Here is a 14,393-nt window from a genome sequence, read left to right as displayed (position 1 = left end):
GATAGACTAAATGACCGAATTAAAAACATTTTTTAACGAAGGGATTGGGGATTTTTTGTAAGTCCTGACTCATTTATATAGTTGTGTCTTTGGTATCACTGCATCATTCACATCTTTCGAAAGTATTCTATTCTGAATAGAAACAATATTATTGTAAAAATCAGATGTTGCAGGCTGACGGCGATTAAACAAAGTATGTCCCTGATAGCTATTTGCAATAGCTGCTTGTGCAATAATCGCCTCTAAAGTCTCAACCGCAGTTTGAATTTCGCCCTTTTTATATTTGTTATACAGATCAAAAATAGCGGCAACACCTTTGGGTATTTTAATTTCGCGACCCATGTCTAGTTTTCGTTTTTCGCCCCCGGAAAAGCCCACTTGACCATCAAGTTTAAGGATATCCTTGAAAATTTCCTCAAGCGTTTTTTCTGCATTTCTCTTAATATTTGTCGGATCACTTTTCCATATCCTATTAAAAATAAACTCAGCTTCAATGTCGTTAAGATCAAGTTCTGATTTGAGATGTTCTTTTGTTTCTTGCTTTCGCAAAGATGAATCGATTGCTTTTGTTTTATATTCATAGGATTTTACATCTTGATCTGGGCTATAATGGATTTTAAAAAGTTTGGTATCTTTCGGCACTATCTGCTTTAATGTATCCTCAACAAGGCTATCAAATTTATTTCCTAAATCTTCAAGATCGAGGCGCAAAGGACTAGATTCACCATGGTCAGCATTATATTTTTTAAACTCACCAATAATTTGCTCTTTTAAATTAGGATTTTGGAGCAGAAAATTTAAAAATTTTCTGTTTTTTATAAGCTCTGTTTTGAGTAGCTCGCTACGCCGGGTTTTGTGAGCTATTAATTCTTCTTGTAGTTTAGGATTCTCGATCGTTTCCTTAGCAATGGCTCGATAAATTTGCTCGTCAAATAAAGCTCGTTTAAGAAAAATCGAAAAAACATCCTTGATAAAATCAGGATTATCCTCAATCCCTCCAAGAGCTAAAACGCCACCATCAGCCTGATCAGGAAAATTACGTGGTTTCGCATCGCTTAAATGCGGGAAATTGGTAATATCCTTTTGAGTTATGGGAAAAGCATCTTTAGGTTTTATACCATAGGCTCTATGGTTATCATGGAAAAGCGGCTTATTCGGATTTATACCTTGATATTTTGATGTTATTGGCCAGGTCGCTTGATCGTGATCAATTTTGTAGGATATCTGTTTGACTGGATCATAGCCGATATTCCCGCCATGCAAATCATTCTCTTCCTCAGTATAGGCTGCAGCTAATATTCTGCCAATACCTGATTTTACTAGGTCACTTTGCCGCGGCGATCCGTAGCGGCCAGTCTTTTCTCTTTGTATTGAATAGTAATCATGCAAAGATTGAAAATCATCGATGGCCCTGGAAATAACCCCAACTCGATTACCGTTACTGTCATGGACACTTCTAACACTGGGGGTGCGGTCGTTTAATAGAAGGCGATAACACATGCCATTGAAGGCTTCAATTTCAGTAATTCGTCTTCCAGATTCATCTTTTTTTAAAATTTCTTTTGCGTCTTTATCAACTTTTTTTACTATTTGAGCGCTATGAGAAGGTTGTGGGGCATATTTTTCTCTTTTAATTTCAGCTTGAACAGGAGTATATTGTGTGCTCTCTTTACTTTTTGGTGGTGGATGGTGCTTTTTTGTTGCATTGGCTAGCTCATCATGGAGCTGCTTTAATTGCTCGAGTAAAGCTCTATTGGCCTGGTGATTATAATCAGAGCTTGAACGAATCGCGTTAATAACAAGGCAAACCTTTCTGCTGCTGGTAATTGTTAATACTAGTGTCTGTTCTTTAACCTCTGTGTACGCTAGATTTTTAAATTGGGGAAAATTGTTAAGTAGATAAGCAAGATTCTTAGAACTAGCGGGTAATGTTACGATGATAAATGGTTTCTTTGCTGGTTGCTCTATACCTTTTGGAAGAGTATCTTTGTGTGTATAAACCTCTTGAAAACCTACGCCTTGTTTACTAAAAATCTTCATTGCTATAGTTCTTAAGATCTTTTATAGAATGTATTGTATAACAAAATATTAATCGATTCACCTAAAATTGAGCAAAATGGATTTTTTGGGTTCATTAAGTCATATTTCGTACAATTTAAATAAAAACAACATATGGATAATAAGCTCATTGACCTAGTTCATCAGACTGGAGTAGGCAATCTGATGAAGTAGCTAGGATTGATAACAGTTCATTAAAAAGTCTTTCATACTGGATGATAATATCTATTTATATAAACATTTTATTGTTTTGTCGGCAGTTATTTGTCTGCTGCATGCTGTCCTAGCGCTGCAGAAACATGAAGCATTTCATTCTTTGCTGCTGTATTTTGTTGGCATGGATAGTGTTTACTCGCACCTAACCAGGCAACCTGAGACACAGTCATGGAATCTTTATCGCTTTGCTGGCTGGAGATTTCTTTATATGTTTGCTGAATCAACTCACACAGAGTAAATGCATTCAGCTGAACACCTGGTGGTAAGCAAAAAACAGGATTTCCTTGGTTTTTTGCAACTTCATTTGCCTGGAGCATTGTTTCTGCAATACTTTCACAAGTTATTGTCAAAACATGACGAGCAGAGCGAGCCCATGCTTGTGCCTGGGGGTCAGCTTTAACTTCCATTTGAGGAATATTATCAGCAATACTCATGTAATTTTTTATGGTGTCTGCATGGATGCTGCAATGACACAGAATTAGGAAACTGATTAATACACTACGCATAATGATATCCTTAAAATCAAATGCCATGAGGCTTAATTAAACCCAGTTTAAAAGCAATTAATAAAAATATAAATAAACCCACTGAAATACTGATTCTTATAGTTAAGGCTTTAACGGTTCGTTTGGAGTTACCTGCATCACGAATAAGGAAGACAAGACCACTTGCCAAAGATCCGGCGATGATAATCATGACACAGATGATGATAATTTTAGTGATCATTTGTTATACTCCCGAAATTGCCGTCTAATTATGACTAACATTTAAACAATTAATTAATGATGCCTAGTTTAACCTGTTTTAAATTTCAATTCACCCCAAGCTGGCCGATGTCGATTTTGGCAATCCTATTTTTTTCCTTATTTGTTCGGCTTGGCTTTTGGCAAATTCATCGTGCGGATGAAAAAACAAAAATGATTGTTGCACAAAAAACACAAGAGAAGCAAAAACCAGTTCCTTGGTCTGGAACGAAAACACTGCCTGTGCAATATGAACGTATCTCGTTAAAAGGTCATTATTTGTCGCAGGTATTTTTATTGGATAATCAGCATCACAAACATCAATTTGGTTATGATGTCTTATCACCCTTGCAGTTGCCTGATGGTTCTATCATCGTAATAGATAGAGGATGGGTTCCTGGTGAACTGACTCGACGAATCCTCCCAAACATTCAGATTCCCAAAGGAAGCATAGAATTGCAGGGGATAGCCTACTTTCCGAGCAAAAATCAATGGGTTTTGGGTCCTGCTTTAGAAGAAAAAGGGAATAAAATGATCATTTTGGAGCGTGTGGATGATCAATTGTTCAGTCAAGTTTTGCAAAAATCAGTCGCTCCGTTTATTATTCGCCTCGACAAGCAAGACACAAACGGATTTGTGCGTGAATGGGAGACGGTCTCCATGCCTCCGCAGCGGCATTTAGCTTATGCTTTGCAGTGGTTTGCTATGGCATTGGTGATACTAATTATATTTGTAGCATTAAACCTGAAGAAAAAAAATGAAAAAACAAGCCAGTAAATATTATATTTTAGTGTTGTTGGTTGTACTATTCGTTGCTCCGGGGGTAGCTGCTTATTTGTTTTACCAGCATCCTTCCTGGTTGGGCGCTACTCGGATCAATAAAGGGACCTTACTGAATCCACCGGTAAAGTTGAATGCTCTGGAAGGAACGTCGAAATGGCGCATTATCTTTTGGAGTCCAGAGGCCTGTGACCAAGCGTGTATGAAACAGCTCGATATGCTTGCTCGAATTCGTCTGGCATTAGGACGTAAATTATATCAGGTGGATCAGTGGCTTCTTCTCAGTGATAAAGCACCTGCTTTATCACAAGAACAACAATCCTATTTAAAGGAAATAGATTTTAAAGTGGCAAGATTATCTGCAGCTGAGGTTAATACTAAAGATACTTTATCGTCTGAAACTAAAGTATTTATAGCTGATCCAGGTAATTATTTAATTCTCAGTTATGCATCGCAGGTTAATCCTAATGATGTATACAAAGATTTGAAGTTGTTGCTCAATACAACAGAAAACAAGAGTGATTAATCTAATGCAGAATAAATTATTACGATATGTTGCATCATTTGCTGTGCTGTTATCTTTATTCGTTGTCATGCTCGGAGCATATACACGCTTGACCGATGCAGGCTTGGGCTGCCCTGATTGGCCTGGTTGTTATGGACAGATGGTTCTTCCCAATGCTAAGGAAAAATTGCAGGCAGCACAAACCCAATATCCAGAAATTCCTATCGAGTCAAGAAAGGCATGGACGGAGATGGCTCATCGTTATGCTGCAGGTACTTTAGCTTTGTTAATTCTTTTTATAGGTTTTTATGTAGTGCGCAAGCGATTACAAGGTAATAATTTGCCATGGCATTTGCCCGTTGCACTACTTATACTCGTTTTTTTCCAAGCCGCATTAGGCATGTGGACCGTAACCTTAAAGCTGTTACCCGTGGTTGTTATGGGGCATCTTTTAGGCGGTATGCTCATTGTTGCCTGCTTAAGCCGTTTTCGATTGCAAATCAGTGCAGTAAAGGGGCAGGATTTATCACAATGGCGTCCTTGGTTACGGCTTGGGGTGCTTATCGTGTTCATGCAAATTGCATTGGGCGGTTGGGTTAGTTCAAATTATGCAGGAATCTCTTGCATTGGTTTCCCTATGTGTAATGGCGTATGGTTACCTGATTTGCATTTTGCACAAGGGTTTAATTTATTTTCACCTGTCGGCGCTAATTATCAAGGTGGTTTACTGGATCATGATGTTAGAGTAACGATTCAATTTATTCACCGATTAGGTGCAATAATCACTGCCGCTTATATTCTCGTGCTCGCCTTATTGATTCTATTGAGAAGCAGCTTCAATTATCTTAAAACCGCAGCTGTGGTGTTGTGTTTATTAGTATTAGTTCAATTTACTTTAGGTATCTTGAATGTAATTTATTTACTGCCAATTAGTGTCGCCGTAGCTCATAATGGGGTTGCTGCTCTATTGTTAGCAACATTATTTAGTACACTACATTTTACGCGTAAGGGGCAAAATGATGCACGCTGAGCATGTAGTTCAATCTTCGTCGGCTACTTGGCGTGATTATCTCGAGTTATGCAAACCTCGAGTTGTATTGCTCATGTTATTGACTGTAGTTGTCGGAATGTATTTGGCAACTCCAGGTTGGGTTAGCATGTCGCTGATGTTTTTTTCCTTGCTTGGTATTGGGCTATGTGCTGGAAGCGCCGCGGCAATTAATCATTTGGTCGATAAACGAATTGATGCCATTATGGCCAGAACCAAAAAAAGACCCGTTGCTAGTGGCCAGGTTTCAGTACGTCAGGCCTTATGGTTTGCTTTAATCATGGGAGGCCTTGGACTGACGGTTTTGGTGATTTTTGTAAATCAGCTCACTGCATGTCTTACGTTTGTTACATTGATTGGTTATGCTGGTATCTATACAGGTTATTTAAAAAGAGCCACCTCACAAAATATAGTCATCGGCGGATTGGCTGGAGCAGCACCTCCATTGCTTGGCTGGACTGCGGTTACAAATCAACTGGATCCACAAGCTTTATTGCTGGTATTAATTATTTTTATTTGGACGCCGCCACATTTTTGGGCTTTGGCTATTTATCGCTACGAAGAGTATCAACATGCTCAAATTCCAATGTTACCTGTGACCCATGGTATTGCGTTTACTAAATTGAATGTTTATTTGTATACCATTTTATTGCTAGTAGTGAGTGTATTGCCTTTTGTTATAGGGATGAGTGGTTTGTTTTATTTAATAGGCGCTTTAGTGCTTGGTGCGCGATTCTTATTTTGGTCGCATAAATTATATCGTACAGATAAGCCTGTAGTTGCAATGCAAACATTCAGATTTTCAATAGTGTATTTAATGTTATTGTTTGTTTTTTTATTGATCGATCATTATTTGTAAGGAATAGGGATGAAATAAGTCCTATGAACCCGTTTTTTGTGAAAGCAGATGGTTGTGAGACTTATTCCATATTTGTTCCTATAAGGGGGTAAAATGAGTTTAAAGGCTAAGAGTGTTACCTTTACTGTAGTTGTTTTGCTGGCTCTTGCAGGATTACTTTCAGGAATTTTTGTAGGCCAACATGTTCATTTTAAGAAAAAAATTGATGTGTCGAGATTTCATGGTACTTATCTTGAAAATCCAAGGCAAGTGAATCAGTTCAATTTGACAGGAATTGATCAAAAACCATTTGATAATAAGAGTTTAAAAGGGAAATGGACCTTAATGTTTTTTGGTTTTACAAACTGTGGTTATGTTTGTCCAACTACTATGGCAGAATTATCAAAAATGTATCGTATTCTTGAAGAGAAAGGTGTAAAGAATTTGCCGCACGTTGTAATGATATCAATTGATCCTGAGCGTGATAATCAAGAGAAATTAGGCCATTACGTAACTTCATTCCATCCTGATTTTTATGGAGCTCGGGGAGATGAGCAATCCATTAAGTTAATGACCCGAGAAATGGGTATTGCTTATGCAAAAGTAATTGAAAAGGGAAATAATGACGCAACAAACTATGATATTCAGCATAGTGGCGCTTTAATGCTATTTAATCCGCAGGGAGAGCTCAATGCATTTTTTACTACACCACATCATGCAGATATATTAGCGAAGGATTACATCTTGTTGGTTTCTTAACGGAAGTTTTTTTATAAAATATATTTTTGTTAGTCAAAGGTGATTTTACATTTTTGAACTAGGCTTTATTTATACGAGCCAGCTGTAAATAAAGTTTTTTTAGAAGGCTCGAAGGTTTCTAGAATAATAAAAAATTGAGGAAAGCGTTTTTCATGAAAATTGCAATATTGGCCACAAATCCACATTTGTACTCTCACAAGCGTCTGAAAGCAGAGGGAGAAGCTGCTGGTCATGAAATTAGGATTATTAATCCTTTATATTGTTATATGAACGTCGCCGCTTCCTGCCCTAAAGTTCATTATAGAGGAGGGTCGCCCTTGCCTCATTTTGATGCAGTAATTCCAAGAATTGGTGCATCAAATACATATTATGGTACTGCAGTTTTGCGCCATATGGAAACTATGGGGATGTATGCTTTAAATGAGTCTATAGCCATTGCTCGTTCTCGGGATAAATTCCGTTCATTACAGTTATTAGCTCGTAAAGGTATTCCCATGCCATTAACGAGCTTTGCTCAATCACCAGATGATACTGAAGACTTGGTTCGTATGGTTGGTGGTGCACCATTAGTTATTAAATTATTGGAAGGAACCCAGGGGAAGGGAGTTATTCTTGCAGATAGTCATCAATCTGCCGTGAGTATTATTAATGCTTTTAAAGAAATGCATGCCAATATTTTGGTGCAAGAATTTATTGAGGAGTCACGCGGAGTCGATATCCGTTGTTTTGTTGTCGGAGAAAAAGTAGTTGCTGCTGTAAAACGACAAGCAAAGGATGGAGAATTTCGTGCCAATGTTCATCAAGGCGGGAAGGCCACCAAAGTAAAGTTATCGCCACAAGAACGTGCAATTGCAATCAGTGCTGCTAAAACAATGGGATTAAAAGTTGCGGGTGTTGATTTAATTCGCTCGAATCATGGCCCTTTAGTTTTGGAAATAAATTCCTCACCTGGCCTTGAGGGCGTGGAAAAAGCCACCGGCATCAATATTGCTGGAAAAATTATTGAGTACATTGAGAAAAATGCAAAACCGATTAGTGCAAATGATCGGTTCCATGGTTAATTGTGAGCCCATAATTATAAGTTTGTCGTTTTAATTATGGGCAATATAGGTTTTATGTGGCCATAATGCGCTAAATAAATATTTAGTGGGATGAATCACTCTTACCAACTAGCCAGTCAGCGCTTACCTCAAATTCTTCTGCTAATGCATTGAGTAATTTTTCATCTGGGCTAGTGGCGCCGTTAAGCAATGCTTCCGCTTTGAACTTGGGAATCTTTACTAATTTTGATAACACCTCAATACGTTCTGCACTTGATTCGGGTGCACCAATATTATCAAGCTCTTTATTTAGTCTTTCAGAAAATCTCTTATTAAGCATCTGCTTCTCCTAATAATGATTTAGGTTAAGGTAACATACGTGCAATTATTCCTCTAAGTCATCGCCTCACAGCTAAGCCATGAAAGTCAGGCAGAAGCGAACGGCTATCTTATTTATTTGATATAGCATAAAAATGAGGTTTTGCAATAATTGCCCTAAAAGATCCAGCACATTAAACTTTTTCATGCAAATTGCAATTCCTTTGCCAAGGATAATCTTGATTTGGGTTGATCTGCACAATCTTTCAATTTAGTATTGAACCTCAAAAAAATGATTGTTTGGGATAAACATGATCGAAGAAGTCGCTGTAAAACATCCTTGTGATTTAATTATATTCGGTGCTTTGGGGGATCTGTCTTGCCGTAAATTATTTCCTGCCCTATATCAGCTCGAACGCGCGAATTTGCTTCATGCTAATACCCACATTATCGGTTGCGCACGAGACGCATTTACCTTAACCGACTACACGGGGTTAATAAAATCTAAATTAGAGACTTTTATCGGTGAAGGGCTGGATGAGCAGGTTTGGTCACGTCTCATTAATAAGATGACCTATTGCTCGATTGATCTGACACAACCTGAAGACTACGCAAAAATAACAGATTATGTGAGTCCTGATGAGCGAATAACCATTTCTTATTTTGCAATTCCTCCTTCTCTTTATGCTCAAGCATGCCAAGGCCTTTCAAGTATCGGTTTAACCAAGCAACCGTCACGAGTGGTTTTAGAGAAGCCAATTGGTCATGATTTACCTTCATCTATAGCAATTAATAATGAAGTAGCCCATTTTTTTGCTGAAGATCAAATTTATCGAATTGATCATTACTTGGGTAAAGAAACTGTATTGAATCTTTTAGTACTGCGCTTTGCCAATGCGATTTTTTCTTCAAACTGGGATCATCAAGCTATTGATAAGGTTGAAATTAGCGTTGCAGAAGAAGTCGGTGTTGAAGGGCGATGGGCTTACTATGATAAATCAGGTCAAGTAAGGGACATGTTGCAAAATCATTTATTACAGATTCTGTCGCTTTTGGCAATGGAACCACCAATGAGTCTATCTGCTGAATGTATACGTAGTGAAAAATTAAAGGTATTAAAGTCATTACGGCCTATTTCTGATGCTCATGCTCATGAACATACTGTGCGGGCGCAATATGTGGGAAACGTGATTAAAGGTCAACAAATACCAGGGTATTTAAATGAAGAAGGTGCCTATAAAGGGTCAACTACTGAAACTTTTGTTGCGATTAAAGCATATATAGACAATTGGCGCTGGTCTGGGGTTCCTTTTTATTTATTAACGGGTAAAAGATTATCAAAAAAGCAAAGTGAAGTAGTGATTTACTTTAAACCGCAACCTTATAATGTTTTTAAACAATTAAAACAAGATCTGTCTCCTAATCAGCTCATCATTCGTTTGCAACCGGATGAAGGGGTAGAGCTTCGAATGATGAATAAAATTCCTGGTCTTAGTGAAAGCATGCAACTACGAGACAGTAAGCTGGATTTAAATTTTAACCATCTCTTTAACTCACAAAGAATTGCCGACGCTTATGAACGCTTATTGTTGGAAGTGATGTTAGGCCATCAATATTTGTTTGTAAGTCGAGAAGAAGTAGAACAAGCTTGGAAATGGATTGATGAAATTAAGCAAGCCTGGGAAAGACAAGAGACTCCACTCTATACTTATCCAGCAGGTACTTGGGGGCCTTTGGAGGTAATTCGTTTATACAATGGCAAAGCGCATGTATGGGGTGATCAAAATGCTGTTACGTAGTTTTAGTGAAGCTTCTATCTTAACAGATGACTTGGTTGAGCAGTTAAAACGGATTCTATGTAATGCAGTAGCTCAACGCGGTCACGCTTATTTAGTGGTTTCGGGTGGAAAAACTCCAATTGATTTATTCAAGACCCTAGCCAAAACTGATATTCCCTGGGAGAAAATTACAATTACTCTTACCGATGAGCGTTGTGTCTCCGCCCATGACCCGGATCGAAATGAACGTTTAGTCCGACAATTTTTACTGCAACATCATGCAGCTAAAGCTCATTTTTTGAGTTTATACAACGAGGATTATTCTCTAGAGCAAACCGAGCAAATGATTGCTTCTTTACCTACTTTTGATGCGGTGGTTTTAGGAATGGGAGAGGATGGGCATATTGCCTCTTTGTTTCCTTGCTCTCAGGAACTAAGTATGGGATTGGATGATAATGCTGCTGCAGTACTCCGAATTAGTCCAAAGACAGCCCCTCATCAACGAATAAGCTTATCGAAAAAAAGATTATTAAATAGTCGCGTTATCTTTTTGCATTTGCTAGGTCAGAAAAAATTGACTGTATTGCATCAAGCAATGGCAGAGCATGATTCGATGGTGATGCCGGTGAGCGCTTTTTTAAATAACTTTGATGCAAACGTTCAGGTGTTGTATGCACCTTAAGGAAAAATAATGCACCCGGTTGTAGCTCAAGTTACGGATAACATCCGTGAACGGAGTATCCGTAGTAGAGAATTTTATCTGAAGCATATAGAACAATCGCGTATTAAAGGTCCACAGCGAAGCATGCTTCACTGTGGTAATTTAGCGCATGGCTTTGCTGCCTGTGCAAAGCAGGACAAAGCAAATCTGAGGGGCATGACTAAAGCCAATATAGCCATTGTTTCTGCTTATAATGACATGCTTTCAGCGCATCAACCTTATCTGAGTTATCCCTCGTTAATCAAAAAAGCTATTTCTGCTGCGGGAGGTGTCGCCCAATTTGCAGGGGGTGTTCCGGCAATGTGTGATGGAATTACCCAAGGCCAGGCTGGAATGGAATTAAGTTTATTAAGCCGAGATGTGATTGCCATGGCAACAGCAATAGGTTTGTCGCACAATATGTTTGATGGCGGCCTTATGCTCGGTATTTGCGATAAAATTGTTCCTGGACTGCTGATGGCGGCGTTGAGCTTTGGTCATTTACCTTTTATTTTTGTGCCAGCAGGCCCCATGCCATCGGGTATTTCAAATCAGGAAAAGGCCCGTATTCGTCAATTATATGCTGAGGGAAAGGCGGATAAAAATGCATTGCTTGAGGCGGAAGCCGCTTCATATCATTCTGCAGGCACATGTACTTTTTATGGCACGGCTAATTCCAATCAACTTATTATTGAAACGATGGGGTTGCAACTTCCTGGCTCATCATTTATCAATCCTGGTACTCCTTTACGTGATGCACTCACCTGGACTGCGGCACAACAAATTCTTTCTTTAACGGATTTAAATGATCATTATACGCCCATAGGCCAATTAATGGATGTAAAAAATATTGTTAATGGCATTGTGGCCTTATTGGCATCAGGTGGTTCAACGAATCACACAATGCATCTGATTGCTATAGCGGCTATGGCAGGTTATTCGATCAACTGGGATGATTTTGCCCAATTGTCAGCCGTTACTCCTTTGATTGCCAAGATTTATCCGAATGGTTATGCAGACATCAATCATTTTCAACGAGCTGGTGGCATGGCGTATTTTATCCATACTTTACTGGATGCAGAGTTGTTGCATGAAGATGTTCAGACAGTGATGGGGTATGGTTTGCAGCGATATACACAACAACCTTTACTGGATAATGAGCAATTGTTATGGGTTTCTGGCCCTTCTACTTCAAATGATGAGAGTGTATTAACTTCCGCTCAAACTCCATTTAAAGCTCAAGGCGGCTTGCAAGTATTAAGTGGAAATATAGGACGAGCTGTAATTAAAACCTCAGGGCTTGCTGCTGGAAAAAGTAAAATTGAAGCGCCAGCAGTGGTGTGTTCGAGTCAGGAGGAATTTGAACAGATGTTTCTTGAAGGCGCTTTAGACAAAGATTGCGTGGTGGTAGTGCGCTTTCAAGGACCTAAAGCGTGTGGGATGCCTGAATTACATCAATTAACCCCCAAACTTGGGGTGCTTATGGATAAAGGATATCAAGTTGCTTTAGTCACGGATGGCCGAATGTCTGGGGCTTCGGGTAAGGTTCCTGCAGCGATTCATGTCACACCTGAGGCTATAGATAATGAAGTGCTTTCTCGTATTGAAACTGGGGATATGATTTTAATTGATGCAGAACAAGGGGTACTGCAATTATTAGTTGCCGATTATGAGTTGGGATTAAGACCTAAAGCTGTTTTAACTGAAGTTGGGTCTTACCTTGGCATGGGCAGAGAGTTATTCAGTAGTTTAAGGTCGCAATTTACAGGGGCTGAGCAGGGAGCATGTAGTTTGTTTCAAGGAAAAGAGTCTTGTTATGAGTGATGATTTAAAATCTTATGCGATCGTTGCGGATATTGGTGGAACTTTTGCGCGTTTCAGCCGTGTCAATTTAGAAAACTTGGTCATGGATAAAATTGAAATTTATTCATGCGCTGCATATCCCTGCTTTGAATCAGTATTTTTAGCCTATAAGTCACAACATTCATTGGAAGAAATAACGCAAGCCGCTATTGCTATTGCTTGTCCAGTGCTTGATGATGTGATTTGTATGACCAATGCACATTGGCGCTTTTCTATTAGTGAATCAAAACAAAAATTAGGATTGACAAAGCTTAAGGTTTTGAATGACTTTAATGCTATTGCAATGAGTTTACCGGTTTTATCGAACCAGCAAATGCTTCAGATAGGAAGGGGGGCTGCAAATCAAAATGGAACCAGGGCTGTTTTGGGAGCTGGTACTGGATTAGGTGTTGCTTTCCTTTTGTCAACACAGGGAGGATATTCTGCTCATGCCGGAGAGGGAGGTCACATAAGTTGGGGTGCAAAAACAGAACAAGAATGGTTTATTTATCGTTATCTCAAGCGAACATATGAGCATGTATCCTATGAGCGCTTGTTATCAGGCCATGGTTTGGAAAATTTATATCAAGCACTGGCTGCTTTGCATCAAAAAGAGACAGGCCATGTTCCTGCATCAGAAATTATTGCTTTGGCCTTAGCACAACAATGTACTATTGCTGAAGCGACAGTAGCGCAATTTTTCGCAATTCTGGGTTCTTATGCTGGAGACATGGCATTAATTTTTGCAGCCTTTGGTGGTGTTTATATCGCTGGTGGTATTGTGCCTCGATTAATTTCATTGTTGCACGGTAGTGATTTCAGATCTAATTTTGAAGAAAAAGGTCGTTTTAGCGATTTCAATGCGAAAATCCCGACCTATGTGATTACTGCCGAGCAGCCAGGGATATTAGGGGCTGCAGTTTATTTAAAACAATCGTGGTCTAGATAAAAATGAGCATAATCGGATAAAGTCCTATTTATGATCCCAGATTACACTTACTTCACCTAGGCAACGGTCGACTACAAGGAGAGCTTCATGTCGTTCCCAAATTGGATGGTGCAGCCGGAAATTGTATTTTGTACATCACCAGTTATCCCGGTTGTTGTTATTAAAGAAATAGAGCATGCTCTACCTTTAGCTACAGCGTTATTTGCAGGTGGTATCCATATACTCGAAGTTACACTTAGAACGCCAATTGCTTTGGATGCCGTTAAGTTACTTATAGAAACCTTCCCTGAAGCTTTAATTGGGGTGGGCACAGTAACTACCCCTGAACAATTAAAACAGGTTGCAGACATCGGTGCAAAATTTGCACTGAGTCCTGGAAAAACACAAACCCTATTGACCGCTGGATGTACTTCCAGCATTCCATTAATTCCTGGTATATCGAGTGTATCTGAATTAATGGAAGGATTAATTTTGGGGTATACCCATTTTAAATTTTTCCCTGCGACTGCTGCAGGAGGAACCAATATGTTACGGGCGATGCATGGTCCTTTTCCGCAAGCAAAATTTTGTCCCACAGGAGGAATTAATGGGGGAAATTTTTCTGATTATCTGGCATTGCCTAATGTTACGTGTGTTGGAGGTTCCTGGATAGTACCAGAAGAGGCGATTAAAAAAGGTGATTGGGCACTAATTACCGATTTATCTCTTGCTGTGCGTCAGAGCATAAGAGGATGGGAGTAGATAGACAGTAGCCCGATGATTTTCAGGTTAGAGATAATTTTTTTATAGCCAAATTTTAGATTGTCGATCAAGGAGTTA

At 39.1% G+C, this 14,393-nt stretch carries 15 protein-coding genes; 11 read left to right on the top strand and 4 right to left on the bottom strand.

Annotation, left to right across the window (positions count from 1 at the left end; all coding sequences use genetic code 11):
• Nucleotides 1–69: 69 nt before the first annotated feature.
• The 3 genes from ELY20_RS05020 to ELY20_RS05010 all read right to left on the bottom strand — a co-directional run bounded on the left by ELY20_RS05020 (nucleotide 70) and on the right by ELY20_RS05010 (nucleotide 3,000).
• Complete coding sequence (locus ELY20_RS05020) at nucleotides 70–2,040, bottom strand: hypothetical protein (protein WP_110141714.1); 1,971 nt, start codon at nucleotides 2,038–2,040, stop codon at nucleotides 70–72.
• A gap of 278 nt (nucleotides 2,041–2,318) precedes the next feature.
• A complete protein-coding gene (locus tag ELY20_RS05015; RefSeq protein ID WP_165831576.1) occupies nucleotides 2,319–2,780 on the bottom strand; it encodes a phosphatase in 462 nt (153 codons plus the stop codon).
• A 16-nt stretch (nucleotides 2,781–2,796) separates the two neighbouring features.
• Nucleotides 2,797–3,000, bottom strand: coding sequence for a twin transmembrane helix small protein (locus tag ELY20_RS05010; RefSeq protein WP_110141715.1), 204 nt, complete (start codon nucleotides 2,998–3,000; stop codon nucleotides 2,797–2,799).
• Between the two features lie 59 nt (nucleotides 3,001–3,059).
• Between ELY20_RS05010 and ELY20_RS05005 the strand changes: the two genes are divergently transcribed.
• The 6 genes from ELY20_RS05005 (at nucleotide 3,060) to rimK (ending at nucleotide 8,008) form a co-directional block, all read left to right on the top strand.
• Complete coding sequence (locus ELY20_RS05005; RefSeq protein WP_199739211.1) at nucleotides 3,060–3,794, top strand: SURF1 family protein; 735 nt, start codon at nucleotides 3,060–3,062, stop codon at nucleotides 3,792–3,794.
• Nucleotides 3,775–4,323 (top strand): hypothetical protein, encoded by a 549-nt coding sequence (locus tag ELY20_RS05000; protein WP_110141717.1) that lies wholly within the window; start codon nucleotides 3,775–3,777, stop codon nucleotides 4,321–4,323. The genes ELY20_RS05005 and ELY20_RS05000 overlap by 20 nt, the downstream gene beginning before the upstream one ends.
• 4 nt (nucleotides 4,324–4,327) lie before the next feature.
• The gene (locus ELY20_RS04995) at nucleotides 4,328–5,332 is read left to right on the top strand and encodes a COX15/CtaA family protein (RefSeq protein WP_199739207.1); all 1,005 of its coding nucleotides are present in this window, start codon (nucleotides 4,328–4,330) and stop codon (nucleotides 5,330–5,332) included.
• A complete protein-coding gene (gene cyoE, locus ELY20_RS04990) occupies nucleotides 5,322–6,209 on the top strand; it encodes a heme o synthase (RefSeq protein ID WP_110141719.1) in 888 nt (295 codons plus the stop codon). Before ELY20_RS04995 ends, cyoE begins: the two co-directional genes overlap by 11 nt.
• A gap of 93 nt (nucleotides 6,210–6,302) precedes the next feature.
• Nucleotides 6,303–6,947: an SCO family protein gene (locus ELY20_RS04985; protein ID WP_110141720.1), complete on the top strand. Its 645-nt coding sequence runs from the start codon at nucleotides 6,303–6,305 to the stop codon at nucleotides 6,945–6,947.
• A gap of 152 nt (nucleotides 6,948–7,099) precedes the next feature.
• Nucleotides 7,100–8,008, top strand: a complete 909-nt coding sequence (gene rimK / locus ELY20_RS04980) for a 30S ribosomal protein S6--L-glutamate ligase (RefSeq protein WP_110141721.1) — start codon at nucleotides 7,100–7,102, stop codon at nucleotides 8,006–8,008.
• Nucleotides 8,009–8,090: 82 nt separating this feature from the next.
• Here the strand turns inward: rimK and ELY20_RS04975 are convergent, their stop codons facing one another.
• Complete coding sequence (locus ELY20_RS04975; RefSeq protein ID WP_058466680.1) at nucleotides 8,091–8,327, bottom strand: hypothetical protein; 237 nt, start codon at nucleotides 8,325–8,327, stop codon at nucleotides 8,091–8,093.
• Between the two features lie 289 nt (nucleotides 8,328–8,616).
• Here ELY20_RS04975 and zwf point away from each other — a divergent pair, with 289 nt between their 5' ends.
• The 5 genes from zwf to ELY20_RS04950 all read left to right on the top strand — a co-directional run bounded on the left by zwf (nucleotide 8,617) and on the right by ELY20_RS04950 (nucleotide 14,315).
• Entirely contained in the window at nucleotides 8,617–10,104 is a 1,488-nt protein-coding gene (zwf, locus tag ELY20_RS04970) for a glucose-6-phosphate dehydrogenase (protein ID WP_110141722.1), read from the top strand.
• Complete coding sequence (gene pgl, locus ELY20_RS04965; RefSeq protein ID WP_110141723.1) at nucleotides 10,091–10,765, top strand: 6-phosphogluconolactonase; 675 nt, start codon at nucleotides 10,091–10,093, stop codon at nucleotides 10,763–10,765. The genes zwf and pgl overlap by 14 nt, the downstream gene beginning before the upstream one ends.
• A 9-nt stretch (nucleotides 10,766–10,774) precedes the next feature.
• Nucleotides 10,775–12,607 carry a phosphogluconate dehydratase gene (edd, locus tag ELY20_RS04960; protein ID WP_110141724.1) on the top strand — a complete coding sequence of 611 codons (1,833 nt, stop codon included), beginning with the start codon at nucleotides 10,775–10,777 and terminating at the stop codon, nucleotides 12,605–12,607.
• The gene (gene glk / locus ELY20_RS04955) at nucleotides 12,600–13,574 is read left to right on the top strand and encodes a glucokinase (RefSeq protein WP_110141725.1); all 975 of its coding nucleotides are present in this window, start codon (nucleotides 12,600–12,602) and stop codon (nucleotides 13,572–13,574) included. Before edd ends, glk begins: the two co-directional genes overlap by 8 nt.
• Nucleotides 13,575–13,661: 87 nt before the next feature.
• Nucleotides 13,662–14,315 carry a bifunctional 4-hydroxy-2-oxoglutarate aldolase/2-dehydro-3-deoxy-phosphogluconate aldolase gene (locus ELY20_RS04950; RefSeq protein ID WP_110141726.1) on the top strand — a complete coding sequence of 218 codons (654 nt, stop codon included), beginning with the start codon at nucleotides 13,662–13,664 and terminating at the stop codon, nucleotides 14,313–14,315.
• The last annotated feature ends 78 nt before the right edge of the window (nucleotides 14,316–14,393 follow it).

The organism is Legionella qingyii, from assembly GCF_003990155.1.
Classification (GTDB): domain Bacteria; phylum Pseudomonadota; class Gammaproteobacteria; order Legionellales; family Legionellaceae; genus Legionella; species Legionella qingyii.
Note: the sequence above shows the minus strand (reverse complement) of the source record. Positions and strands in the feature narration are given on the sequence as shown.